This is a genomic window from Bradyrhizobium sp. AZCC 1678, assembly GCF_036924765.1.
Lineage (GTDB): Bacteria > Pseudomonadota > Alphaproteobacteria > Rhizobiales > Xanthobacteraceae > Bradyrhizobium > Bradyrhizobium algeriense.
Genome location: NZ_JAZHSE010000001.1, coordinates 5,137,819 through 5,161,946 on the forward strand (window position 1 = coordinate 5,137,819; position 24,128 = coordinate 5,161,946).

22 protein-coding genes and 1 pseudogene are annotated in these 24,128 nt (G+C 64.1%); 16 read left to right on the forward strand and 7 right to left on the reverse strand.

Annotated elements, in window-relative coordinates; genetic code table 11:
• Positions 1-66 precede the first annotated feature (66 nt).
• From V1294_RS24525 to V1294_RS24550, 6 genes are all read left to right on the forward strand, one after another.
• Entirely contained in the window at positions 67-1,197 is a 1,131-nt protein-coding gene (locus tag V1294_RS24525) for a PspA/IM30 family protein (protein WP_334500700.1), read from the forward strand.
• A complete protein-coding gene (locus V1294_RS24530; RefSeq protein ID WP_108517633.1) occupies positions 1,194-1,853 on the forward strand; it encodes an OB-fold-containig protein in 660 nt (219 codons plus the stop codon). The genes V1294_RS24525 and V1294_RS24530 overlap by 4 nt, the downstream gene beginning before the upstream one ends.
• A gap of 3 nt (positions 1,854-1,856) precedes the next feature.
• Positions 1,857-3,623, forward strand: coding sequence for a flotillin family protein (locus tag V1294_RS24535; protein WP_334500703.1), 1,767 nt, complete (start codon positions 1,857-1,859; stop codon positions 3,621-3,623).
• Positions 3,624-3,835: 212 nt separating this feature from the next.
• A complete protein-coding gene (locus V1294_RS24540) occupies positions 3,836-5,857 on the forward strand; it encodes a peroxidase family protein (RefSeq protein ID WP_334500705.1) in 2,022 nt (673 codons plus the stop codon).
• Between the two features lie 156 nt (positions 5,858-6,013).
• On the forward strand, positions 6,014-7,258 hold the full coding sequence (locus V1294_RS24545) for an MFS transporter (RefSeq protein ID WP_334500706.1): 1,245 nt from the start codon (positions 6,014-6,016) through the stop codon (positions 7,256-7,258).
• A 245-nt stretch (positions 7,259-7,503) separates the two neighbouring features.
• Positions 7,504-8,727, forward strand: coding sequence for a multidrug effflux MFS transporter (locus V1294_RS24550; RefSeq protein WP_334500708.1), 1,224 nt, complete (start codon positions 7,504-7,506; stop codon positions 8,725-8,727).
• Here the strand turns inward: V1294_RS24550 and V1294_RS24555 are convergent.
• Genes V1294_RS24555 through V1294_RS24575 form a run of 5 tightly spaced genes read right to left on the reverse strand, consistent with a single transcriptional unit; the run spans position 8,724 to position 12,012 of the window.
• Positions 8,724-9,983: an adenylate/guanylate cyclase domain-containing protein gene (locus V1294_RS24555; RefSeq protein ID WP_334500709.1), complete on the reverse strand. Its 1,260-nt coding sequence runs from the start codon at positions 9,981-9,983 to the stop codon at positions 8,724-8,726. The genes V1294_RS24550 and V1294_RS24555 overlap by 4 nt on opposite strands.
• A 47-nt stretch (positions 9,984-10,030) precedes the next feature.
• Positions 10,031-10,438 carry an arsenate reductase (glutaredoxin) gene (arsC, locus tag V1294_RS24560; RefSeq protein WP_334500710.1) on the reverse strand — a complete coding sequence of 136 codons (408 nt, stop codon included), beginning with the start codon at positions 10,436-10,438 and terminating at the stop codon, positions 10,031-10,033.
• Positions 10,435-11,130: an MIP/aquaporin family protein gene (locus V1294_RS24565; protein WP_334500712.1), complete on the reverse strand. Its 696-nt coding sequence runs from the start codon at positions 11,128-11,130 to the stop codon at positions 10,435-10,437. The genes arsC and V1294_RS24565 overlap by 4 nt, the downstream gene beginning before the upstream one ends.
• Complete coding sequence (locus tag V1294_RS24570; protein ID WP_334500715.1) at positions 11,130-11,657, reverse strand: arsenate reductase ArsC; 528 nt, start codon at positions 11,655-11,657, stop codon at positions 11,130-11,132. The genes V1294_RS24565 and V1294_RS24570 overlap by 1 nt, the downstream gene beginning before the upstream one ends.
• Positions 11,650-12,012, reverse strand: a complete 363-nt coding sequence (locus tag V1294_RS24575; RefSeq protein ID WP_334500718.1) for an ArsR/SmtB family transcription factor — start codon at positions 12,010-12,012, stop codon at positions 11,650-11,652. The genes V1294_RS24570 and V1294_RS24575 overlap by 8 nt, the downstream gene beginning before the upstream one ends.
• A 125-nt stretch (positions 12,013-12,137) precedes the next feature.
• Between V1294_RS24575 and V1294_RS24580 the strand changes: the two genes are divergently transcribed.
• From V1294_RS24580 to V1294_RS38105, 5 genes and pseudogenes are all read left to right on the forward strand, one after another.
• Positions 12,138-12,455, forward strand: a complete 318-nt coding sequence (locus V1294_RS24580) for an ArsR/SmtB family transcription factor (RefSeq protein WP_334479909.1) — start codon at positions 12,138-12,140, stop codon at positions 12,453-12,455.
• Positions 12,456-12,509: 54 nt separating this feature from the next.
• Positions 12,510-13,874, forward strand: coding sequence for an NAD(P)-binding domain-containing protein (locus V1294_RS24585; RefSeq protein WP_334500720.1), 1,365 nt, complete (start codon positions 12,510-12,512; stop codon positions 13,872-13,874).
• A 52-nt stretch (positions 13,875-13,926) separates the two neighbouring features.
• On the forward strand, positions 13,927-15,096 hold the full coding sequence (locus V1294_RS24590; protein ID WP_334504799.1) for an MFS transporter: 1,170 nt from the start codon (positions 13,927-13,929) through the stop codon (positions 15,094-15,096).
• On the forward strand, positions 15,093-16,271 hold the full coding sequence (locus tag V1294_RS24595) for an MFS transporter (protein WP_334500722.1): 1,179 nt from the start codon (positions 15,093-15,095) through the stop codon (positions 16,269-16,271). Before V1294_RS24590 ends, V1294_RS24595 begins: the two co-directional genes overlap by 4 nt.
• Positions 16,272-16,601 (forward strand): annotated as a pseudogene (locus tag V1294_RS38105) (RidA family protein); the annotation flags it as partial. It lies immediately after the preceding gene.
• Positions 16,602-16,670: 69 nt separating this feature from the next.
• Here V1294_RS38105 and V1294_RS24605 read toward each other — a convergent pair.
• The gene (locus tag V1294_RS24605; protein ID WP_334500727.1) at positions 16,671-17,552 is read right to left on the reverse strand and encodes a DMT family transporter; all 882 of its coding nucleotides are present in this window, start codon (positions 17,550-17,552) and stop codon (positions 16,671-16,673) included.
• 290 nt (positions 17,553-17,842) lie between these two features.
• Here V1294_RS24605 and V1294_RS24610 point away from each other — a divergent pair, with 290 nt between their 5' ends.
• The 3 genes from V1294_RS24610 (at position 17,843) to V1294_RS24620 (ending at position 20,311) form a co-directional block, all read left to right on the forward strand.
• Positions 17,843-18,574 (forward strand): sulfite exporter TauE/SafE family protein, encoded by a 732-nt coding sequence (locus V1294_RS24610; RefSeq protein WP_334500728.1) that lies wholly within the window; start codon positions 17,843-17,845, stop codon positions 18,572-18,574.
• A 211-nt stretch (positions 18,575-18,785) separates the two neighbouring features.
• Positions 18,786-19,040 (forward strand): hypothetical protein, encoded by a 255-nt coding sequence (locus V1294_RS24615; RefSeq protein ID WP_334500731.1) that lies wholly within the window; start codon positions 18,786-18,788, stop codon positions 19,038-19,040.
• 380 nt (positions 19,041-19,420) lie between these two features.
• Complete coding sequence (locus V1294_RS24620) at positions 19,421-20,311, forward strand: DUF1259 domain-containing protein (RefSeq protein ID WP_334500733.1); 891 nt, start codon at positions 19,421-19,423, stop codon at positions 20,309-20,311.
• Between the two features lie 15 nt (positions 20,312-20,326).
• Here V1294_RS24620 and V1294_RS24625 read toward each other — a convergent pair whose 3' ends face one another.
• Positions 20,327-21,553 carry an MFS transporter gene (locus tag V1294_RS24625; RefSeq protein WP_334500735.1) on the reverse strand — a complete coding sequence of 409 codons (1,227 nt, stop codon included), beginning with the start codon at positions 21,551-21,553 and terminating at the stop codon, positions 20,327-20,329.
• A gap of 349 nt (positions 21,554-21,902) precedes the next feature.
• On the opposite strand from V1294_RS24625, the gene V1294_RS24630 reads away from it, so the two are divergent.
• A complete protein-coding gene (locus V1294_RS24630; protein ID WP_334504801.1) occupies positions 21,903-22,721 on the forward strand; it encodes a chromate resistance protein ChrB domain-containing protein in 819 nt (272 codons plus the stop codon).
• Positions 22,721-24,124 carry a chromate efflux transporter gene (gene chrA / locus V1294_RS24635; protein WP_334500738.1) on the forward strand — a complete coding sequence of 468 codons (1,404 nt, stop codon included), beginning with the start codon at positions 22,721-22,723 and terminating at the stop codon, positions 24,122-24,124. Before V1294_RS24630 ends, chrA begins: the two co-directional genes overlap by 1 nt.
• The last annotated feature ends 4 nt before the right edge of the window (positions 24,125-24,128 follow it).

The window sequence follows — 24,128 nt, forward strand, 5'->3', positions numbered from 1 at the left end:
CAATCACGAAAATGATACCTACTGAACAGATTGTAAAGCACTGAGGAAGTGCTTTAGGATGATCCTATGATCAAACTGCCGCTTGAAACCCCAACCGCTACGCTGCGCTACGCGCTTGCCCCTGACGAGGCTGGCATCGCCGCGATCGAAGAAACCTTTGCCGCGTATGAGCGGATGATGGCGATCCTCGCGGAAGTCGCCCCCGTCGGCGCAAACCTCGTCTCGCTGCACGCCCAGGCCTACGAGAAGATCCGCACCGAGACCGGCCTGCCGGCTCGCCTGGTGACGCTCGGCTTGCGCGACCGCGCCAATTACGCAGCGGGCACCGCAACGCGCCGCATCCCGCTCGACGACAAGTTGTTCGCGATCAAGGGACCAACTTCACTAACGATTAGCACTGTCCGCGGACGCATCTTGGTGCCGTTCGAAGTGCCGGGCTACCTTCCCGGCTGGGAAAGTCCCTTCCCGGCTCACCTGGTCTCGGACGGCCGTGCTTACGAAATCCACATCGCCGTTAAATCGAAATCCACAGCACCGGAGGAGAAGACCATGGTTCACGAGGGTATCCTTGCACGTATGGGTAGACTTCTTGCTGCGATTGCCAGCGAGACCATCGATAATGCCGAGAACAGCAACAAGGTCGCGCTGGTCAAGCAGGCGATCCGTGAAATCGACGCCGGCGCCGACGAAGCGCGTCATGCGCTCGGCAAGTCGCGCGCCGAGGAGTTTCGTCTGAAGCGCCGGCGCGAGGAACTGGGCGTCGAAATTGGCGGGCTGACGGACAAGATTCGTCTTGCGGTTGCAGAAAGCCGTGAGGATCTCGCGCGCGCCGGCGTCGCACGGCAAATTGATCTGGAATCCCAGGGAACGGCGCTCGAACGCGCGATGGATTTCATCGAACTCGAAATCGACGAGCAGACCAAGGCCTTACAGGCAATGCTTGGCGCGCGGCGTGAAGCCGAAACCCGCCTTGCCGATCTCGAAGCAAGCCTTGCACAGCATTCGCCGCAGGAAACCGGACGCGGGGCTGGCGCGACTAAAACAGTAAGCCCTGATCGGGCAATGGCGGCGATCGCACGCGTCACCGGCGTGCCGGCGTCCGGCGTGCCCGGCGACAAGGAGCTCGACGAACTCGACCGGTTGCACCGCGAAAAGGAAATCGCGGCCCGCCTTGAAAGGATCAAATCACAGCAATGAGTGCCCTGACCGACATCCTGCTGGCGCCGGACGTGCGGCCCTTTGCCGTGGCCGCAGCAATCATGCTGGCGCTCGGCGGCATCGAATTGCTGGCGACGCTGGTCGGCTTCTCGATCAGCGAACTTGTCGGCAAGGAAGTCACCGTCGAGGCCGACCACGGCAACGGACTCGGCGGCCTGTTCCTGTGGATCAATGCGGGACGTCTGCCGCTTTTGATCCTGATCATCCTCGCGCTCGGTGTGTTCTCGATCGCGGGATTCTTCCTGCAAGGCCTCGCGCACGGTGTGGGACTCTCGGCACCTGTCTCGATCGCCGCGCTTGCCGCCGCAGCCTTGAGCCTCCCCGTCATCCGGGTCACCAGCCGCGGCATCGCCCGCATCATCCCGCGCGACGAGACCTATGCCGTGGAGGAGGCCGATTTCATCGGTCACGTCGCCGAAGTTTCGATCGGGCCGCTCGACCAGGGATTGCCCGGCCGCGTCCGTCTCAAGGATGTCTTCGGCAACTGGCACTCTCTCGTCGCACGCGCCAGTCCCGAGTCCACCCCGCTTCCGGTCGGCGCCAGCGTGTTGCTGGTCGACCGTGACGCCAAGAGCTTTATCGCCATTTCCGCTCCAACCGACCTCATTGCACAACAACGTTCAGACAGGGCTTAAAACATGTGGGAACTTGCAGTACCCGTCGCTATTGGCGTCATTGTCGTTCTTGTTATCGGTCTCCTGCTTGCAAAACTCTACCGCCGCTCGACGCGTGACGAGGCCTATGTCCGCACCGGCCTCGGCGGCCAGAAAGTCGTCCTCGACGGCGGCTCGATCGTCCTTCCGGTCTTCCATTCGACGGCCGCGGTCAATTTGAAGACGCTGCGGCTCGAGGTCGCCCGCGGCGGACCGGACTCGCTGATCACCAAGGACCGCATGCGCGTCGACATCGGCGCCGAATTCTATTTGCGCGTCAAACCCGACAGCTCGTCGATCGCGCTCGCCGCGCAGACGCTGGGCAGCCGCACCAACAACGCAGGCGAACTGCGCGAGCTGATCGAGGCCAAATTCGTCGACGGCCTGCGTTCGGTCGCCGCCACCATGAACCTCGAAGAGCTGCAGGAGCAGCGCGCGACCTTCGTAAAATCAGTGCAGGAAGCGGTCGGCGCCGACATCCAGAACAATGGCCTCGAGCTCGAGTCGGTGTCGCTGACGCGCCTCGACCAGAGCGACATCAAGCATTTCAACCCGAGCAATTTCTTCGACGCGCACGGCCTGACGACGCTGACCAAGATCACCAGGGAACGCGAGCAGGAGCGCAACCAGATCGTCCGCACCACCGAGGTGAATATCGCGCAGCAGGACCTCGTCGCCCGCCAAACCACGCTGACGATCGAGGCTACCAAGCGCGAGGCGGAACTGGCGCAGCAGCGCGACATCGCCAACAAGACCGCCGCGATGCGTGCGCAGACCGCACAGGTCGAGCAGACCGCGGTGCAGAACGAAGCGGAATACCGCATCCAGCAGGAACTGGCGGTCGCCAACAAGCAGACCGAAGCCAATCAGTTGCGCGACACCAGAAAGATCGAGGCCGACCTGGCGGTGAAACGCCGCAACACCGAGATGGAGCGCGACCTGCAGATCGTCGCGCAGGAGAGCGCGATCGCGGTCGCCACCAAGAGCAAGGAGCAATCCGAGGCGCAGACCGTCGCCGAGACCGCGCGTGCGCTTGCGATCGCGGCCGAGGAAAAGGTCACCACCGCCAAAGCCGTCGAAATCGCCGAACGCGACAAGATCATCAACGTGATCGCGGCGCGCAAGGCCGCCGAGACCGAGGCGATGCCGATCACCGTGATGGCGGAAGCCGAAAACCAGGCCGCCAACAACAAGGCGGAAGCCATCAGCGTGCTGGCCAAGGCCGACGCCGAGGCCGCGATCACCCGCGCGACCGGCGTCAAATCGCTCGGCCAGGCCGAGGCCGAGGTAGCGGCGCTGAAGGCGGAGGCCCGCAACAAGCTCTCTTCGGCAATGGTCGACTACGATCTCACGCTGGCGCGCATCAACATCATCCCGAACGCGCTGGCCGAAGCAGTCAAGCCGATCGAGAAGATTTCCGACATCCGGATCTTCGACACCGGCGGCATGCTCGGCCGCGGCGGCAACGGCGCCATGAACGGTCATGGCAACGGTCTTGGCCTCGGCGACGGCCTTGCCGCACAGTTGCTGTCAGTCTCGGCGTTCAAGCCGATCATCGACAAGATCCTCGCCGAGGGTGGCTTCGCCGCCGGCCCGGATGCGCTGACCACCCTGACCAACGCGCTGGCCGCGCAGCAACTGGCAGCTCCCGCCGAGCCGCCGGCCGCAGAAGATGACGATGACGATGACGAGATGACACCGCCCGCAACGATCTCGGGAACGGGCAAGGCGACGCTCGGCCCCAAGACGTAAGCGGCCAGACGCCCGTACAAAATCGACGACAAACGAGGCCTGCCGCCGTGACGCGGCAGGCCTTTTTCTTGGCACCCTCCCCTTGTGCCTTGCCGGAACCAGAGGGGGCTTGCAGGTGAGGCCGACAGTCGCACGCCTCCTTGTTGCAAATGCCTCTCATTAGTGACAGTAATTGCGATTAATTCGCAATTGCAACTGAGGGGAGCAGCCGAATGCGCCAGTTCAAGCGGACTTTGGGAGACCGGACTTGGGGAGACCACGACGGAGACCGTGACGATTTTCACTTCGGCGATTTTCACGGCCATTCGCACCGGCCGCATGAGTCGCATGGCGGGCATGGCCATCACGATTTGCCGTGCCAACCGGGCCCGCCGCAGCCGGCAAAAATCGAATACCGCAGCTTCGACGGCTCGCAGAACAATCAATCCGATTCCACCCTCAACGCTGCCGGCACCGAATTCGGACGCATCGGGGAAGCGCATTTCGCCGACGGCATCTCCGTCCCGCTCGGCGGCAACAATCCGCGCACCATCAGCAATCTTGTGGTCGGCGCCGGCGACCCTGATGTGGCGAACCCGGAAGGCGTCTCCGCCTTCATGTACGCCTGGGGCCAGTTCATCGATCACGACATAACGCTGACCCGGACCAACGGCGTCAGCGACATCAGCGTGGTGGTGCCCGCGGGCGATCCCGTGCTACCCGCCGGCACCATCATTCCGATCACCCGCGCCGTCATCGATCCCACGACCGGTGCGGGCACGTCCAATCCAGCCATGGCGGTCAATTCCAACACCGCCTGGCTAGACGCCTCGATGGTCTATGGGTCCAGCGCCGCGACCGCCGCCAGCCTGCGCACCGCCGACGGCCACATGCTGACGTCGCAGGGCAACAACCTGCCGATCGTCGACGGCATGGTGGTGGCCGGCGACGTCCGCGCCGCGGAGAATCCGGCGCTCACCGCGCTGCAAACGCTGTTCGTGCGCGAACACAATTATCAGGTCGACAAGCTGCACCTCGAGCACCCGAACTGGAGCGGCGACCAACTCTACAATCACGCCCGCGCCATCGTGACGGCGGAAATCGCCAACATCACCTATTCGGAATTCCTGCCAAACCTCGTCGGCAAGAACGCGCTCACGCCCTACGACGGCTATGATCCCAATGTCGATCCCCATTTGTCGCTGGAATTCGTCGCCGCGGCGTTCCGCTTCGGACATTCGATCGTGTCGGGCGAAACCGAAGGCCTTGCGGAAAACGGCGAAGTCATCGCCGGCTCCGAGGAAGACCTGAAGGACGTGTTCTTCCAGCCGGCGGCAAACTTCATTGACAATGGCGGCGCCGACGGACAATTGCGCCACCTGGCCGCCGATCCATCACAGGCGCTCGATGCGCGCATCGTCGACGACCTGCGCAATTTTCTTTTCGATCCGCCGGTATCTCTGGATCTCGCCGCGATCAATATCCAGCGCGCGCGCGACCTTGGCCTCGGCACGCTCAACCAGACCCGCGAAGCCCTCGGCCTCGACCCCTACACGGATTTCAGCCAGATCACGAGCGACCCGGAGACGCTGGCCGGACTGAAAGCGGCTTACGGCAATGTCAACAATGTCGGCCTGTGGACTGGCGGCCTGTCGGAAAATCATGTCCCGGGCGCACTTGTCGGCGAAACCTTCCAGGCCATCCTTACGATGCAGTTCGAGGCGTTGCGCGATGGCGACCGGTTCTGGTTCGAGAGTCAGGGATTCGATTCCAAGACGTTGGCCGCGATCAAGGGCACGACGCTGGCGGACATCATTCTGCGCAATACCGACACCAAGCATATCCAGGACGATGTCTTCGTCACCTACGTGCGGCACACCGGCGTTGCCGGCGGCGTGGAGTCCGAAGATCCCGAAGCCCGCCAGATCGTCATCGGCTCCAATGGCAACGATACGCTGATCGGCGGTCCGCAGGGCGATTATCTGTTCGCCGGAACCGGCAAGCAGACAATGACGGGAAATGACGGTGCTGACCGATTCGTGTTTGATTTCGGATCCACCAAAGCTGAGATCACCGACTTCGATCCAGGCGTCGACATGCTGGTGTTTGAGAACGCTGGCCGTCTGGACTTTCGCGATGTCAAAATCTGGGGCGACCATGGCAACACGGTGGTTCAGGTCGGTGACGACCGGATCGAACTGACCGACGTGCGGCCTCATGAACTCACAAAGCACGATTTCCTGTTTGACGTTTGATGCGAGTTCAACAAACAACTTCGGCGGATCGGCGCACTCCACACGTTCACGTGTGGAGGTTTTTTGTTTGTAGAAAGGCTTGTCGGGAAACGGGTGGGTTGGATCGTCCTTAGGCCGGACAATAGGCGAGAATCGAATCTCCCAGGGAATTCCGCCATGTCACCCGACGCGACGCCTCGCCTGCCCGCAACCTTCAACCGCCTGGCCTGGTCCAATCTGGCCGCCCAATCGGCCGAACAAATTGCGCTGGCCGCGGCCCCGATTGTTGCGGTGCTGCTGCTCGGCGTCGGCGAAGGCCAGACCGGCCTGCTGCAGACCGCGCTGACGCTGCCCTTCATCCTGTTTGCAATTCCGGCCGGCCTGCTCGCCGACCGCATCTCGCGGCGCTGGGTGATGGCGGGCTCCGAGGCGCTGCGGGCGGCCGCGCTGGCTGGAATCCTGTTGCTGATCTGGCTGGGGCAAATGACGCTGCCGCTGCTTTCCCTGCTCGGCTTCATCGCCGTCTGCGGAACAGTCGCCTACAGCGTCGCCGCGCCCGCGCTGGTGCCGTCGCTGGTCAGCTCGGAGCAATTGCCTGCAGCCAATGCACGGATTGAACTCGCGCGCACGGTGGCCTTTGCGAGTGGTCCGGCGCTCGGCGGCGTGCTGGTCGGATGGGTTGGCGCAGCCCCTGCCTTCGGCTTTGCCGCGGCGCTGTCCGTGATCGCGGTCGTGCTGCTGTCGGGCATCTATGAACCGACCCGCGCCCCTGCCCCGCGCCGCCATCCGCTGCAGGAGATCAGGGAGGGCGCCGCGTTCGTGCTGCATCACCCGCTGCTGCGGCCGGTGTTCATCACCCAGTTCATCTTCAATACGGCGTCGTTCCTGCTGCTCGCCGTCTTCGTGCCTTACGCCGTGCGCCATCTCGGCCTGTCGGCCACCGGCGTCGGCGTGACGCTTGGGATGTATGGCGTCGGCATGGTGGTCGGTGCGCTGCTGGCAACGCGGATAATGCAGCGGCTCGCCTTCGGTACCGTGATCGGGCTCGGACCCGTGACCGGCTTCGTCGCCGCAATGGTGATGGCGCTGACGACCATCGTGCCAACGCCATGGCTCGCCGGCTTAAGCTTTTTCCTGCTCGGCGTCGGCCCGATCCTGTGGGTGATCTCGACCACGACGCTACGGCAATCGGTGACGCCGCCGTCGCTGCTCGGGCGCGTCTCCGCCATCAACATCATGAGCTATGGCGCCCGTCCGCTCGGCTCCGCGCTCGGCGCCATCGTCGGCGGGCTCTACAGCGCGGAAGCCTGCCTCTATCTCGCAGTCATCATCTTCGGCGCACAGGCGCTGGTGATCCTGCTGTCGCCGGCGGTCTCGCTGGCGCGGCAGCCGGACATGGTCGGCGAGCCGGCGCGCTGTTAGCGGACCGGTAGGCACGTTGGCGAAATCGTCATTGCGAGCCACCCGGTCGGCGCCTAACGCCGCCGGATGACAGGCTCAGCGAAGCTATCCATTCTTTCCTTGCGCGGCACGATGGATTGCTTCGCTTCGCTCGCAATGACGGGGTAAGCGTGTGTTTTATTCCAAATGCCCGTAGGAGGCCGATTGCTGCTTTCTGATCCCGTTTTATATGATATACGTCATCTCATATGAAAACGGGAACCGCCATGACCGACCAGACCGCCGCGATCGACGCCAGCCGCCGTACCGAGGCCTCTTCGACCGTCTTGCAGATCGCTGTGTTGGCAGGCCTTGCCGCGACCGGAACGCTCGCCACCAACATCCTGCTGCCGTCGCTGCCGCAGATGGCGGCGACGCTGAACGTCACCAGCGCGGCGGTGACCTCGGCGATCACGATCTTTCTCGCCGTGTTCGCCGTCGGTCAGCTTGCGGTCGGGCCGATCTCGGACCGTTACGGCCGCCGCTGGCCGGTGCTGATCGGATTTGGAGTATTCTTTGCCGGCAGCGTCTGGTGCGCGCTGGCGACCGACCTGACCAGCCTCTTGATCGGCCGCGTGATCCAGGCGGCGGGCGCCTGCGCCACGTCGGTGCTGTCCCGCGCGATCGCCCGCGACATGTTTTCGGGCGCTGCATTGGCGCGCGCGATGGCGCTGATCATGATCGCGATGGCGGCGGCGCCCGGCTTCTCGCCGCTGCTCGGCGGCGCGCTCGACCACACGTTCGGCTGGCGTTCCGAGTTTGTCCTGGTCGCGGCCTTTGCGGCGCTCGGCGCCATCGCCTACGGCACCGTGTTCGGCGAGACCCATCACGCAACGCGCATCCCGCTCGATCCGCTCGCCATCGCCAAAAACTATTCTGGCTTGATCGCCGACCGCCGCTTCGTGGTGCCGGCCGCAACCGTCAGCCTGATCATGGGCGGGCTGTTCTCGATGTTCTCGGCCGCACCGCGCATCCTCATCGAGGCGATGCACCTCACGCCGATCCAGTTGGGCCTGTTCTTCGCAGGCACCGTGTTGATCGTGTTCGCCGCCGGCATGCTCGCAACCAGACTGGGCCCGCGCTACGGGCTCGACCGTTCGATCCGGGGCGGGCTGTTGGCGGCCGCCACCGGCAGCATCGCGATGCTGCTGGTCTCGCTCTACAGCCCCACGCTCCTTTCCTATCTGGGCGCGCTCAGCGTGTTCCTGCTCGGCATGGGCATCGTCAATCCGCTGGGCACCGCGCAAGCGCTGTCCCCGTTCGGCGACAAAGCGGGCGCTGCCTCCGCGCTGGTCGGCTTCTGGCAGATGATGACGGCGGCCATCGGCGTCTGGCTCGCCGCGACGATCTCGCACGAGGCGCTGTTCGCGCTCGGCGTGGTGCTGACGGGGTTTTCGTTTGCCGCGGTTGGGCTCTACACGCTGCGGGCGAAGGCCGGCAACGCGGCCTAACCCGCCAGATACCGCTCGTACTTCCCCGCCACCACTTCATCCGCGGCAATATCCGGATCGAGCGTGTAGAGGTCCTGCGCGCGGCCGATGCCGCGCAGCGCATAGCGGCCGGTGGACACCAGATAGTTTCGCCCGGCGGCATCAAGGCCTGCGCGGAACGCCGACGACATCAACAATTCGCGGTCGACCGAGCGGCACATCGAGGCGATGCGGCTGACCTCGTTGACGGCCGGCCCCACCACGGTGAAGTCGAGCCGGTCATCGCTGCCGATATTGCCGTAAAATACCTCGCCGACATGCAGGCCGACATGGGCCGTGGTGACCGGCCGGTTTTCGGCCGTGCGGCGGACGGTGAGCGCCTTCATGTTGCGGCGGAAACGATGCTCGGCGCGAAGTGCTGCGCGTTTTGCCACCGCCATGTTGTCATGGGTGAACATCGCCAGCACACCATCTCCGATCAGCTTCAGCACCTCGCCGCCGGCGTCATGGATGGCGTCGATCGAGGCTTGTGCATAATCGTTGAGGAACGGGATGATCTCGCCGGGATCGATGCTCTCGCTGATCGCGGTCGAGCCGCGCAGGTCGGAGAACCACAGCACCGCGTTGATGCGCTCGGTGACACCGCGCGCGATCCGGCCGCGCAGCACCTGTTCGGCCGCGTCGCGCCCGAGATAGACGCGGCCGAGCGTCTTGGTGATGTCGGCCTGCGCCGCGGATTTGATCGCCAGCCCCAGCACCGGCACGAGGTCGCGCAGCGCCGCCAGCCCCTGCGCGCCAAAGCCATCGTCGTGCCGGGTCACCCAATAGGAATAGACGCAGTCCATCTGCCCCATTGTGCCGGCTTCGCCGAACTGGTGCACATAGGCGACCAGATGCTTGTGGCCCTTCTCGGCGAGTTCGTTCACGAACTTGAACCTGTGAGTCCCGCCATCGGCGAGGTCGACCGACAGTTCCTCATGACCGTTTTCGAGCATGTGGTAGAAGATCGAACTGCGCCAGGCCTGCGCGGCTTCGCCCTCGTTGGTCGAACCATATTCGAAGACGTCGCTTTCGTTGGTCTCGGCGTCGTTCCAGCGAAAGCCGCGGCCCTCGAAAATCGGGTGCAGCGTATCGATGAAGACCATCCCGCGCGATACGGGAAGGCCTTCGGCGCGGCAGCGTTGGCAGAAACCGCGGATCAGATCATTTTCGGGTAGGCCTGTGAGACCCTGGTTGACCAGCCAGTTCATCAGGCGCAGACGGGACGTGAGTTCCATGCCGCCATTATGCCGCGCAATCGTGACGGGTGAAAGCCTCGCGCCCTTCAACCCTTCGCGCGCGTCACCGCCTCGCCGTCTTCCTTGACGAAGGAATCGACCGGGTGATCGAGCAGATCAAGCACCAGCTCCGACGGCCGGCACAGCCGCACGCCCTTCGGCGTCACCACGATCGGCCGGTTGATCAGGATCGGATGAGCAAGCATGAGGTCGATCAGCTCGTCGTCGCTCCACTTTGGATCGGCCAGGCCAAGCTCGGCATAGGGCGTGCCCTTTTCGCGCAACAGCTCCCGTGGCTTGAGGCCCAGGGCCTTGATCAGCTCGACCAGCCGGGCGCGGCTCGGCGGCGTCTTCAGGTATTCGATGACCTCGGGCTCCTCGCCGCTCTGCCGGATCATCGCCAGCGTGTTGCGCGAGGTGCCGCAGGCGGGGTTGTGATAGATGGTCACGCTCATGGCTGAGCCTCCTTGGTCGTTGCCGCCTCGCCTGCGCCGCGCAGCAGCCAGTTCATGAAGATCAGCGCCACGACCGCGCCGCAGAGTTCGGCCGCGATAAAGCCGGGAAGATCGGCGGGACGAATGCCCGAAAACGTATTGGTCATCGAGCGCGCGATGGCAACGGCAGGATTGGCAAACGAGGTCGAGGCCGTGAACCAGTAGGCCGCGGTGATGTAGAGGCCGACCAGCCAAGGCACCGCGGACCGGTTGAATCGGATGCCGGCGAGGATGGTCGCCACCAGGCCGAACGCGGCGACTCCCTCGGCGAACCATTGCGCGCCACCGGTTCGCATTTTCAGCGAGGCGTCAATCAGCGGCAGCGCGAACATCGCATGCGCCACCACGGTTCCGGCGACCCCTCCGGCCACTTGCGCGGCAATGTAACCGAGCGCATCGCGCGCCGTCAGTTCGCCTTTCAAGGTAAAGACCAGCGATACCGCGGGATTGAAATGCGCACCGGAGACGGGCCCGAGAATGCTGATGAGAACCACCAGGATCGCGCCGGTCGGCAGCGTATTGCCGAGCAGCGCCAGTGCGACATCCTTGGTCAAGGTCTCGGCCATGATGCCGGAGCCGACCACGGTCGCGACCAATAGCGCGGTCCCGAGTGCTTCGGCCGCCAGCCGGCGTGGCAGATCGAATTCGGACATTAGCCAGCCCTGTCTTGACCGAACGTTGAGCCGTCGATACGGCCGATGTCGCGCAGCCGTGTCCCGAGCGACAGCCGGTCGATGCTAACCAAAGGCAGGCTGGTGAAGGCAGCAATTCGATTCTTGAGATACCGAAACGCCGCGACGAAGGCCGCTTCCTTCTCGATGTCCGTTCCCTCAACGGCCGCCGGGTCTTCAATCCCCCAATGGGCCGTCAACGGCTGTCCCGGCCAAACCGGACAAGACTCGCCCGCGGCGTTGTCGCAAACCGTGAAAACGAAATCCATCACGGGTGCATCGCTACCTGCGAATTCTTCCCAGCTCTTCGATCGCAATTCGGCCGTGGGGTAATCAAGGCGATTGAGAACCTTGATCGCAAATGGATTGACCGTCCCCTTTGGTTGGCTGCCGGCGGAGAAGGCGCGGAAGTTGCGATGACCATCCTTGCGCAGGATCGATTCCGCCAGGATCGAACGGGCGGCGTTTCCGGTGCACAGGAAGAGAACGTTGTAGATGCAATCAGACATGCGCTTTCCTCCTTGTCTTTGGCGGACAGCAAGGCGTGAGGTCTTCGATCAGCGGTCCGCAGATCTCAGGACGCCCGTCGCAGCAATCCCGCAACATGAACAGGACTACGGCCTGAAAGGCCTTGAGATCGGCGCGGTAGACAATCGAGCGGCTGATGCGCCGCGCCGTTACCAGTCCCGCCCGGGAAAGGACGGCCAGATGCGAAGACATAGTGTTTTGAGGCACGGCGAGTGCCTTGGCGATGTCACCGGCAGCGAGCCCGTCCGGTTCGTGCTTCGCCAGCAGGCGAAACACGTCGAGACGGGTCGATTGAGCAAGCGCTGCCAGCGCGAGAATGGCTTGTTCTGATTCCATATATCCAGACTTATCGATATATTATCTTCTGTCAACCCAACCGCCAGAAGCTATTCACCGCGCTCTATTTCGATGATTCTAGAAATATAGTTGACGATACTGGATTCGCGTGAGAGGATGTCGCCATGAAACTCGATGACGCCGCCGCCCATCTCGAAGCGCTGGGCAATCCGACCCGGCTGAAAATCTACCGCGCGCTGATCCGCGCCGGCGGTGCCGGGCTTGCGGTCGGACGCCTGCAGGAGAAGCTGAAGATCGCGCCCTCCACCCTCTCCCACCACATCAAGGCGCTGGTGGTGGCGGGCCTGGTGACGCAGGTGCGCGATGCGACCACGCTGATCTGCCACGCCAACTACGAAGTGATGCGGGAGCTGGTGGGTTTTCTGGTCGCGGAATGCTGCACGGAGAGCGCTGAAACAAAGGATGCCAAGACGGCGGCATAAGCATCATCGTTTGCGACCTTTATTTCGATATTTCCAGTTTTATGGGAGAATGCCATGAGCAAAGCCAAGACCGTCGCGATCATCGGAGCCGGGCCGGTCGGCCTCGCCGCCGCCGCCCATGTTCTGGAGCGCGGCCTGCAGCCGATCGTGCTGGAATCCGGCGACAATGTCGGCCACGCCATGCGGCAATGGGGCCATGTTCAACTGTTCTCGCCATGGGAATACAACGTCGACAAAGCGGCGGCGCGGCTGCTGGCGACGACAGGCTGGAATTCTCCCGAACCGGATCAGTATCCGACCGGCGCGGAGATGGTGGAGCACTATCTCGAACCGCTTGCGGCCCACGCCGCGCTCAAGCCGCACATCCGCACGTCGAGCCGCGTCACCGGTATCAGCCGGGCGGGCTTCGACAAGCTCAAGACCAAGGGCCGCGAAACGGCGCCGTTCGAAATCCGGTATCAGAACGGGAAAGGTCCTGAGATCGTCAAGGCCGATGCGGTCATCGACGTATCCGGCACCTGGCATTCGCCGAATCCGGCGGGCGCGAACGGCGTCCCCGCCATCGGCGAGACAGAGGCCACCGACAGGATCGCCTACGGCATGCCCGACGTATTGGGTAAGGACCGCGCACGCTATGCCGGCAAAACGGTCGCGGTGCTGGGATCAGGACATTCCGCGATCGGCACGCTGACCGATCTGGCGAAGCTTGCGGCAGAAGTACCTGAAACCCGACCGGTCTGGCTGTTGCGCGGCAGCGATCCCGCCAAGGCCTTTGGCGGCGGCGCCAACGACAAACTGGTGGCCCGCGGCGAGCTGGGTGCGGCTTTTGCCGCACTGGTGACCGCCGGCCGGATCAAGCTGGAAAGCGGATTTCGTGTTTCGCATCTCATCGCCGACGGCCCCAACCTTGTCGTGGGCGCCCTCTCCGGCTGCTCGGCCCGCCGGGTCATCGTCGACGAGCTCATCGTCGCGACGGGCTTTCGCCCGGACCTCGACTTTGCGCGCGAGTTGCGCATCCGGCTCGATCCGGCGATCGAATGCCCGGTCGCGCTGGCGCCGCTGATCGATCCCAACGAGCATAGCTGCGGCACCGTGCGGCCGCACGGTGCCCGTGAACTGGCGCAGGACGAACCCGGCTTCTATTTCGCCGGCATCAAATCCTACGGCCGCGCGCCGACCTTCCTGATGCTCACGGGATACGAGCAGGTGCGCTCGATTGCCGCCGACATCGTCGGCGACCGCCCGGCCGCAGAGCGCGTCGAACTGGTGCTGCCCGAGACCGGTGTCTGCAGCCGAGCGCTCGCGCTAGATGCCAGCAATTGTTGCGGCGGCCCTGCATTATCGGATGTTGACGCGTGTTGCGTCGCGGATGAGAAATCAAAGCAGGACGGCAAGACGGGGTGCGGCTGCGCCTCCTGATCAAGAGGGAGTGAACGGAATTTTTCTGGAAGGCCGATCCGTCATTGTCGCGATGTGCCTGGGGCAACTCGGCAGCCTGCTCCCGCACGTCGTCGTGCCATCCATTCTTGCGGCGTTCCTGATTCCGGAGTGGCATCTTAGCGGCGCGCAAGCCGGCCTGCTGGCGGGCTCGGGTGCGGCAGGTTACATGCTGGCTGTCCCGTTTTTGGCGACGCTCACCGACCGTGTCGACGCGCGCAAGATCCTGATTGCAGGCTCCGCACTCAGCGCGCTCGGCACGCTGCTGTTCGGCATGTTCGCCACCGGCCTCTGGTCGGGCGCGCTCTTCAACGCGATCGCCGGTGTGGGCTTTGCGGGCGCCTATATGCCAGGCCTGAAAGCGTTGACGGATCGTCTCGCGCCGGGCGATTCATCCCGCGCGATCACGCTTTACACGTCGAGCTTTTCGTTCGGGGTCGGCCTGTCGTTTCTGGTTTCCCAACTCGTCGCCGAAGCCTGGGGCTGGCGCAGTGCATTCTTCGTCACGGCCGCCGGGCCGCTCGTGATGCTCACCGTCTGCTTCCTGCTGCGGCCGGTCGAGCCGAAGCCGGCGACGGGACGCCTGCTGGATTTCGCGCCGGTGTTCCAGAACCGGAATGCCATGGGGTTCGTGCTGGGCTACGGCGCGCATTGTTTCGAGCTCTACGGCATCAGAACCTGGATCGTGGCGTTCTGGACCTTTGTTTCGCTGAGAAATTCAGACGCCTCGATTTTGACGCCGATCGTGGTCAGCGTCGTGTTCTCGCTGCTCGCGATGCCCGCGAGCATTCTCGGCAATGAGCTCGCACTCAGGTTCGGCCGCCACCGTGCCGTCACGGCGGTGATGTTCTCCTCCGCCGCCGTTGCGCTTCTGATCGGTATATGCGCCGAGAGATCGCCGTGGCTGCTGCTGCCCTTGATGCTGGTCTATGCCATCACGGTTCCTGCCGATTCCGGTGCCTTGACCTCGGGCATGTCGATGGCCGCAGACCCGAGCCATCGCGGCGCCACCATGGCGATGCATTCGACCGTCGGCTTCAGCCTATCCGCGCTTGGCGCATGGGCGGTGGGTATAGCGCTCGATGCGGCGGGTGGCCCGCAGAGTGCGTCGGCCTGGATGGCCGCATTTTCGGTGCTGGCGGCGGGCATCCTCCTTGGACCCCTGGCGCTCTATTGGTCGAGAAGAGAGACTCCACAGCCGTGAACCGCAGCCAGTTTTCCATCATTGTCGCGCTCGGCACGACGCAGACCCTGGCCTGGGCTTCCAGCTATTATCTGCCGGCGATCCTCGCCGATCCGATCGCGCGCGATCTCGGCGTCTCCTCGAACTGGATCTTTGCCGCGTTCTCCGCCTCGCTGGTGATTTCGGCGATGCTCGGCCCGCGCATCGGCCGGCAGATTGATCTGGTCGGCGGCCGCTCCGTGCTGTCGATTTCCAATGTCACGCTGGCCGCGGGGCTCGCCCTGCTCGGCCTCACCTATTCGATACCGGTGCTGCTTACAGCCTGGCTCCTGCTCGGCATCGGCATGGGTGCGGGCCTCTACGACGCCGCCTTCGGCGCGCTCGGCCGCATCTACGGCGACAAGGCACGGCGTTCCATTACCGGCATCACCTTGATCGCGGGCTTCGCCTCCACGGTCGGATGGCCGCTGACCGCGTGGGGGCTGGAGACGATCGGCTGGCGCAACACCTGCTTTGCCTGGGCGGCGGCACACATCCTGATCGGGCTGCCGATCAACTGGTTGATGCTGCCGCCGGTCGCGGGCGCAAAGGCCGCCATTGCCGCCGCCATCAAGCCGCACATCCCGATCGACCGCACCATGATCCTGCTGGCGTTCGCCTTCGCCGCCGCGTGGACCGTCACCGGCGCGATGGCCGCGCATTTGCCGCGCATCCTGGAATCCGCCGGCGCGACATCGCTGCAAGCGGTCGCGGCCGGCGCGCTGATGGGTCCGGCGCAGGTGGCGGCCCGCATCTTCGAGGCGAGTTTCCTCAGTCGTTATCACCCGCTGGTCTCGGGCCGGCTGGCATGCCTGACGCACCCGATCGGCGCGGCGATCCTCGGCCTGGCGGGCGGCGGCGCGGCCAGCGTGTTTGCGGTCTTTTACGGCGCCGGCAACGGCATTTTGACCATAGCTCGCGGCACGATGCCGCTCGCGATCTTCGGCCCGCAGAACTATGCCTACCGCCTCGGGATCATCGGCGCACCGGCGCGGATCGCTCAGGCCGGCGCCCCGCTGGCTTTCAGTCTCTTGATCGACGTCATGGGCAGCCGCATTCTGATCGTGTCGTCGGCGCTCAGCCTTGCCGCGCTGCTGGCGCTGTGCTTGCTGCGGGCGCCGCCGCCGCGAAGCGTGACGACAGAAGAGGATGCCTGAATGATCACCCGCATCAATCCGCCTGAACTCGGCTCGCCACCCGGCTATTCGCAGATCGTCGAGGTGACCGCGGGGCGCATCATCTTCATCGCCGGCCAGACCGCGCTCGATCGCGACGGCAATGTGGTCGGCAGCAATGATTTCGCAGCCCAGGCGGAGCAGGTGTTTCGAAATCTCACGATTGCGCTGGAGGCCCGCGGGTGCACGCCGGCCAATCTGGTAAAGCTCACGGTATTCCTCACCGACATGGATAATCTCGGCCCCTATCGCGAAGCCCGAAATCGCTTCTTTGCCTCGGTGGCGCCGCCGGCCGCCCCCGCGGTCACCCTGGTCGAGGTGTCAAAGCTCTACGGTCCGGATTTCCTGATCGAGATCGAGGCCATCGCGGCGGCGTGGGCATCAAGCAGGCTTCCTGACTTCCGACGTTGCGATCCAGATCCCGGCGAACACCGCGACAAGCCCGAGCACGAGATTCGGCGTGATCGGCTCTCCGACCAACTGAGTAGCCAGCAGCCCCGCCGCAAGCGGATTGACGGTCATGGTGTTGGCGACGCGCGTCGGCGACGCCCGCTCCAGCGCCAGCACCCACAGGATGAACGCCAGCGCACCGCCGGCAACGCCGAGATAAATCCCGGCGATCCATTGCGGCGTACTGAACTGGCTCAATGCCGCGACGCTTCCCGTCGACAAGCCGACCAGGATCAGCGCCGCGGCGCCCGTTCCCATGCCAACCGTCAGGAAGCCAAGCGCGCTCGATCGCTGGATGAAGGGGCGAGACCAGACATTGTAGAACGCCATGCACAAGACGGCCGCGGTCATGATCAGCTCGCCGCGCCAGGCTCCTGGCGGCGCGGCCGACAATCCCGTTGCAAGCGCGGCAGCGACACCAAGCACCGCAATGCAGACCCCGATCGATTTCCGTTTCGTCAGCGGCTCGATACCGAGCAGCGCGCCGACCACCATCGTATGCAGCGGCAACGTCGCCAACGCGAGGCTGGCGCGCGCCGCGGTCGTGTAGGACATCGCGATGTTGTAGAGAACGAAGAATACGCCGAAGAAGCAAAAGCCGAGCGCAGCGACGGCCGGCAAGTCCCGCTGTTGCGGCCATCGCGCCTTCAGCAACAGCGCCGCCGGCAGCACGCAACAAAAGCCGATCGCCCAGCGCAGGATCGCAAGCGTGATCGGATCGGTGTTGCCGGCGAGATAGCGCGTGATCGCCGCCGCGGTGCCGCCGAGACAACTCGAGACCAACGCGATCGCGACCCCAACCCATTCGCCCACGCCGTCTCTCCGCATTCAACGCGCCATCGACTGCAGCGCTTGGCTGAACATATGGTCGCGACAGAGCAGCGTGCGAGCAAAAAACGTTTGTCGTGCGAATCTTTCTATCCGTTGGCGACAACTGTCAGCATGGCGGCAACTGTCAGCAGCGCGATCATCGCGAGCAGGCCAGACGATACAGCTTGCGCGCCAGGACTTGCCGGGCATAACCTGAACACGGGGAAATCGCAGCCTCCCCGTCAAATGGCGATCCCATTCAAGCGCTGCTCGCTTTTCTGTGGAGCGGGCACATGGATGGAACGACACTCGAACTGCCGCTGTTTCTTCTCGCGACGTTCGCCGGCGCGCTGGTCGCCGGCCTGTCCGGCTTCGCCTTCGGCCTCGTCGTATCGGCGATCTGGCTCTACATCCTCACCCCGCTGCAAACGGCGACGCTGATCATCGCATTCGGGCTGCTCGTGCAGGGCTATTCGATCTGGAAGCTGCGCGGCGCGCTGGACTGGCGGCGGCTCTGGCCGTTCGTGGCCGGCGCCGCGCTCGGCGTTCCCATCGGCGTCGGCATCCTGACCTGGGCGAATCCCGCCCATGTGCGCATGGGCGTCGGTGCCTTCCTGGTGCTCTACAGCCTCTACGCGCTGCTGCGGCCGGCCATCCCCGCAGTGAAAGCGGGCGGCGGCGCGGCCGACGCCGGCATAGGTTTCCTCAACGGCGTGCTCGGCGGCATCACCGGGCTTGCCGGAATTCTGGTGACGATCTGGTGCGGCTTGCGCGGCTGGCCCAAGGACGTGCAGCGCGCGGTGTTTCAACCAGTGGCGGTTGCGATCTTCGCCATGAGCGCCTTGTGGATCGGCGCCAGTGGCGCGATCACGCCGGATACGATCAAGCTGTTCCTGATCGGATTGCCGGCCTTGTTCGCCGGCACCTGGCTTGGGCTGAAACTGTTCGGGTGGCTCGACGAGGCAACGTTCCGGAAGATCGTGCTGGCGCTTCTTCTGGTCTCGGGCGCCCTGCTGATCGTGTAGGCGGGCATTCGCGAGCAATATCGCAATGGATTGGGGCAGCCCCGGCCAGGCCCATTAATTATCGCATCAATCCATTTCTAAATTTCAATCAATTGCCTCCGACCTGCATAGCAGGGCGTCAAGAAGTTTTTGTCATGACGAGGTGCCGGAACCCGTTTCCGGTGGTTTCGAGGCTCCGCTCTGTTGGAACTTCAAGGCTCTGGAATTGGCTATGAATGAAGCGACCCGCTTACGTGAATTGGAAGCCGAGTGCCGTCAGCGCGCGCTGAGCGAACCGGACAAGAAATGGTACTGGCTCGCACAGGCCGCCAAATACCAGGTGCAGGCAAACCAGAACCTCGCCTTTCACGCGGAAGAGGCCAACGCGCCCGACTCTCCGGAGATCAAGCTGGCGCAATGGTCGCATGTACGTGATGAGCGACGATTGATGGACCCCCTCCCCGACGGACGGCGACCGCCCTGGTAGCCGCGCTGAAGCCGAAGGCCAAGCGATCCTACCTCCATCGATCAATTGAAGGTGAACGCAGTTTCGTTTTTCCGAACGTTTCGCGGTAAATGCGCTTGTAATAAAGGCTTTCGCGCCGTTCTCATCACACCGTTACGGTTGCCGGCGTCTGGCCACGTTGACAGTCCACTTCAGTGTGGCTGAATACGGCCATGGGGGTTTGCGATCCCCCCACGAGGCGTCATGCCCAAGTATCGCGTCCCGGTTTCCCGGAGGCGCATACACATGCCCGAATGCTTACCCAGACTCACAATAATCCATCAATGCTCGGCCGCGTTGCGTCACGTCTCGCGGGAACCTTGCCATGTGCGGCCGAACATGGGCGCAAGAAGGAGAGCACCATGAAGCAATCTCTTACGCTACTCGCGCTCGGCACAGCGCTCCTGCTGTCACAGGCCGCCCGCGCCGATGCTATCGACTGGAAGAAGGTAGACGCTGCCATCGGAAAGATCGCCACGGTAAGCGGCGAAGTGCATCGTTACGGGCTGCCGCGATCCGATCTGCACGTCACGCTGGACGGCGTCGCGATCAAGCCGGCGCTGGCGCTCGGAGGATGGGTCGCCTTCGCGCCCATGCAAGGAGAGGCGATGCTGATGGGCGACCTGGTGCTGCTAGATACAGAAATCACGCCGGTCATGACCAAATTGCTGGATAGCGGGCTGGACGTCAGCGCGATCCACAATCACGTTCTCCGCGCTTCTCCCGCGACCTTCTACATGCATGTGGCGGGACACGGCGACCCCGAAAAAATAGCAACAGCGATCCGCGCGGCGCTTTCTTCGGCAAGCAAGACGCCCTTCGATCCACCGGCCACCACCGCCACCGCGGCGCCGGCGATTGATCTCGATACCGCAGCAATCGACGCTGCAATGGGCGCCAAGGGTACCGTGAATGGCGGCGTCTACCAGTACGGCATTCCAAGGCGTGATCCGGCCAAGGAAAACGGAATGCAGGTCAACGCCGCTCTCGGCGGCGCGAACGCCATCAACTTTCAGCCGACCGGCGGTGGCAAGGCCGCCATAACAGGCGATTTTCTCGTGACCGGCAACGAGGTCAATCCCCTGATCCGGGCGCTACGTGCCGGAGATATCGAGGTCACCGCGATCCACAGCCACATGCTTGCAGAAGAGCCGCGCATGTTCTTCGTTCATTTCTGGGCCAATGATGACGCTCTGAAGCTGGCGCGCAACGTTCGCACCGCGCTCGACAAAACAGCCGTCGCGCAGCATTGAACCGTCGATCGACCGCTAGCGCTTCTCCTCCGGCGGCTTGATATGGCGGAACGAGAACAAGAGCGCGAGGTCGTAGGCGATCTTCAGCGTGCCGCAGACCACCAGCGGTAGCCCCGTAAACGACGTCGTCAGCAGCGCACCCGAGATCGCCGGACTGATCGCGGATGCCAGGCTGCGCGGCACGGCGGTGACGCTGGCAGCCGCCGGCCGCTCGGCCGGCGTCACCACGGCCATGACGTAGGAGGTGCGGGTCGGCACGTCCATCTGCGACAGCGCCGAGCGCAACAACAGCAATCCGAGCGCCAGATAGAGATTCGGCGAGAACGCCGCCAGGATCAGGAAGATGCTGGAGGGAATGTGCGTGAACACCATGGTGTTGACGAGACCGATGCGCTTGGCAATCCAGGCGGCGACCGGATAGGAAAAGGCGCTGAGCGTGCTCGACCAAAAGAAAAACAATCCGGCCGCGGACAATGACAGGTCGAAACGCTCGAACAGCCAGAGCACCAGCAATGACTGGGCAACGAAGCCGCCCGCGAACGCATCGATGCTGAACAGCGCGGCAAGTTTGTAGACTGTACCGCGCGAGGGCCCGAGCGGCGCTTGCTGTGCCCTCTCCTCGCCGCGCGCGTGTGGGACGTAACGGTAAAGCGCCGCGCTGAGTATCCCGAGCGCAGCATAGGCATAAAACATCAGGCGGAACGCGCCGAGCGTGGTGCCGCCGTGTGCAACCAGCAGATCGGGCAAGGTTGCCGCAAGCGAGCCGGCGGCGGTGCAGAGCGCCCCGATCAGGCTGTAGCGCGCAAACACCTGCGTGCGTCGGTCGTCGGTAGCGCTCTTCGCCAGCACCGCATGCTCGAGCGGAACCAGCACACCGAGATCGCCGCCCGAGGGGTTGATGGTGCCGATGAACGCCACAAGCACGATCAGGACAAAGTGCTCTACGCCCGGAAACGCAAGGCCGGTCGCCGCCATCAGACCTGCGCCAAAGATCAGGAGCGCGCGCAGGTCATGGCGCGGCGCGATCCAGCCTGTGATCAGCGTCAGCAGCGCCGTTCCCAACAGCGATGCGGTCGCAACGATGCCGACCGCGATGGCGTCGTATCCGAGTGCCGTCATATAGGCCGGCAGAATGATGATGGCAAAACCGTCGCCAAAGCCGCGCAGGCCCCGCGCGACATAAAGCAATCTGATCAGCGCGTTGGCAGTGGAGGGTTTTGGTTCAGTCGCGATATCGGTCATCCCAGCGTCCATGCGCCATCCTCGACACGTCGAGTGTGCGCAGAGCTTGGACGGCGGACCGTCTGACGGGGAGCCTGCTTCGTCCCCGATGACGCGCAAGCTAGGACCGAAACCGGCAGTTCGCAAGCGCCCCTTGGGTAGGATTGGTAGAACGAAGCGAAACCCATCGATTGGTGCCGACGAACGAAATGATGGGTTTCGCTTCGCTCTCACGCATCCAACGTGGGCCCGCTAGCGGGTTGACAGAAGAAGCCGCACGCGATTAATTCGCCCCCATGGGGATTTTGCGATCTCCCCACGAGGCGACATGCCCAAGTATCGCGTCCCGTTTTTTTACGAGGGCGCAGCCATGTCATCCTACACCACGATATCTCCGGACAAGCTTTCCAAATTGATCGGCACGGCAAATACGCCGGCCCTGATCGACGTTCGCACCGACGAGGATTTCGCCGCCGACCCGCGGCTGATTCCCGGTGCTATCAGGCGCAACCACGAGCAAGCCGCCGATTGGGGCGAGGAATTTTCCGGCCGCCCGGCCATTGTCGTCTGCCTGCGCGGTCAGAAACTGGCGCAGGGCACGGCCGCCTGGCTGCGGCATCTCGATGTTTCGGCCGAAGCGCTGGAAGGCGGTTTTGAAGCCTGGAAAGCGGCCAAACTGCCGCTGGTGCCGGCGGAAAAACTGCCCGCGCGTGACGCGAAAGGTCGCACCGTCTGGGTCACCCGCGCGCGGCCGAAGATCGACCGCATCGCCTGCCCCTGGCTGATCCGGCGCTTTGTGGATCCAAACGCCGTGTTCCTGTTCGTCTCACCGCCGGAAGTGCTGGCGGTCGGAGAGCGGTTCAACGCGGCTCCTTTCGACGTCGAGAACGTGTTCTGGAGCCACCGCCGCGAACTCTGCACCTTCGACGTCATGATCGAGGAGTTTGGCCTGGCGACGCCGCCGCTGCTGCGGCTGGCGGCGATGGTGCGCGGTGCCGATACCGGGCGGCTCGATCTGTCGCCGGAAGCACCCGGGTTGCTCGCCGCCTCGCTCGGCCTGTCGCGCATGTTCGACGACGATCTCGAACAGCTCGAGGCCGGCATGACACTGTACGACGCGTTCTACCGCTGGTGCCGCGACGCGTCAGGCGAGACGCACAACTGGCCGACCAACAAAGCGAAATCGTAATGGAAGCCACGATCGACAAGGCGGCCAAGGCCGGCGTAAGCCGCGACCTCGGTCACGGCATCAGCTTCGGCGAAGCGTTCCGGGTCTGGCTGCGGGTCGCCGTATTGAGTTTCGGCGGCCCGGCCGGGCAGATCGCGGTCATGCACCGCATCCTGGTCGAGGAGAAGAACTGGATCTCCGAGAGCCGGTTCCTGCATGCGCTGAACTACTGCATGCTGCTGCCGGGCCCGGAGGCGCAGCAGCTTGCGACCTATATCGGCTGGCTGCTGCACCGAACCGCGGGCGGCATCATGGCCGGCGGCCTGTTCATCCTGCCCGGCATCATCGCCATCATGGGCCTGAGCTACATCTACGCGGCTTACGGCAATGTCGGCTTCGTCGAGGCGGTGTTCTTTGGGTTGAAGGGTGCAGTGCTCGCGATCGTGGTCCACGCGGTCGTTCGCGTCGGCAAGCGCGCGTTGCGCAACCGGGTGATGATTGCGCTGGCGGCCATCGCCTTTGTCGCGATCTTCTTTTTCAACGTCCCCTTCCCGATCATCATCATCGCGGCCGGCGTGACCGGCTATTTCGGCGCGAAGAGCGGACGGCCGGAATTTGCCGCCATCGAGCATGGCGGCGGCGGCAAGAAGTCGGCCGCCGTCGACAGCCTGCTCGGCGACGAACTGCCCGACCACGTCCGCCCGAGCGTCGGCCGCGCGTTGCGCGTAAGCTCGGTGTGGCTGTTGCTGTGGGTGGTGCCGGTCGCGGCGCTGCTGATCGGGCTTGGACAGGCAAACGTGTTCAGCCAGATCGCGCTGTTCTTTTCCAAGATGGCGATGGTGACGTTCGGCGGCGCCTATGCGGTGCTGGCCTATGTCGCGCAGCAGGCGGTCGAGCATTATCACTGGCTGCAGCCGCGCGAGATGCTGGACGGCCTCGGCATGGCCGAGACCACGCCGGGCCCGCTGATCATGGTGCTGCAGTTCGTGGGCTTCATGGCAGCCTTCCGCGACCCCGGCGCGCTGTCGCCGATGGTTGCGGCCACGCTCGGCGGATTGCTGGCGACCTGGGTCACCTTCATTCCCTGCTTCCTCTGGATCTTCCTCGGCGCGCCCTACATCGAGACGCTGCGCGGCAACAAGGGGCTGGCGGGCGCGCTGTCTGCGATCACCGCTGCGGTCGTCGGCGTGATCCTGAACCTCTCGATCTGGTTCGGATTGCACACGCTGTTCCGGCAGACCACGCCGGTCCGCTCGTTCGGGCTCTCGTTCGACATGCCGGTGTGGGGAAGCCTCGACCTCGCAGCCTTCGTGCTGGCGGCGGCCGCGGCGACGGCGATCTTCCGTCTCAACATTGGGATGCTATGGGTGTTGGCAGGGTCGTGCGCGGCGGGCGTAGCGATGCGGTTTGCAGGGATGGTGTAAACGT

Coding starts and splice junctions, on each gene's coding strand:
- V1294_RS24525 (WP_334500700.1), top strand. CDS start 67: ATGATCAAACTGCCGCTTGAAACCCCAACCGCTACGCTGCGCTACGCG.
- V1294_RS24530 (WP_108517633.1), top strand. CDS start 1,194: ATGAGTGCCCTGACCGACATCCTGCTGGCGCCGGACGTGCGGCCCTTT.
- V1294_RS24535 (WP_334500703.1), top strand. CDS start 1,857: ATGTGGGAACTTGCAGTACCCGTCGCTATTGGCGTCATTGTCGTTCTT.
- V1294_RS24540 (WP_334500705.1), top strand. CDS start 3,836: ATGCGCCAGTTCAAGCGGACTTTGGGAGACCGGACTTGGGGAGACCAC.
- V1294_RS24545 (WP_334500706.1), top strand. CDS start 6,014: ATGTCACCCGACGCGACGCCTCGCCTGCCCGCAACCTTCAACCGCCTG.
- V1294_RS24550 (WP_334500708.1), top strand. CDS start 7,504: ATGACCGACCAGACCGCCGCGATCGACGCCAGCCGCCGTACCGAGGCC.
- V1294_RS24555 (WP_334500709.1), bottom strand. CDS start 9,983: ATGGAACTCACGTCCCGTCTGCGCCTGATGAACTGGCTGGTCAACCAG.
- arsC (WP_334500710.1), bottom strand. CDS start 10,438: ATGAGCGTGACCATCTATCACAACCCCGCCTGCGGCACCTCGCGCAAC.
- V1294_RS24565 (WP_334500712.1), bottom strand. CDS start 11,130: ATGTCCGAATTCGATCTGCCACGCCGGCTGGCGGCCGAAGCACTCGGG.
- V1294_RS24570 (WP_334500715.1), bottom strand. CDS start 11,657: ATGTCTGATTGCATCTACAACGTTCTCTTCCTGTGCACCGGAAACGCC.
- V1294_RS24575 (WP_334500718.1), bottom strand. CDS start 12,012: ATGGAATCAGAACAAGCCATTCTCGCGCTGGCAGCGCTTGCTCAATCG.
- V1294_RS24580 (WP_334479909.1), top strand. CDS start 12,138: ATGAAACTCGATGACGCCGCCGCCCATCTCGAAGCGCTGGGCAATCCG.
- V1294_RS24585 (WP_334500720.1), top strand. CDS start 12,510: ATGAGCAAAGCCAAGACCGTCGCGATCATCGGAGCCGGGCCGGTCGGC.
- V1294_RS24590 (WP_334504799.1), top strand. CDS start 13,927: ATGTGCCTGGGGCAACTCGGCAGCCTGCTCCCGCACGTCGTCGTGCCA.
- V1294_RS24610 (WP_334500728.1), top strand. CDS start 17,843: ATGGATGGAACGACACTCGAACTGCCGCTGTTTCTTCTCGCGACGTTC.
- V1294_RS24615 (WP_334500731.1), top strand. CDS start 18,786: ATGAATGAAGCGACCCGCTTACGTGAATTGGAAGCCGAGTGCCGTCAG.
- V1294_RS24620 (WP_334500733.1), top strand. CDS start 19,421: ATGAAGCAATCTCTTACGCTACTCGCGCTCGGCACAGCGCTCCTGCTG.
- V1294_RS24625 (WP_334500735.1), bottom strand. CDS start 21,553: ATGACCGATATCGCGACTGAACCAAAACCCTCCACTGCCAACGCGCTG.
- V1294_RS24630 (WP_334504801.1), top strand. CDS start 21,903: ATGTCATCCTACACCACGATATCTCCGGACAAGCTTTCCAAATTGATC.
- chrA (WP_334500738.1), top strand. CDS start 22,721: ATGGAAGCCACGATCGACAAGGCGGCCAAGGCCGGCGTAAGCCGCGAC.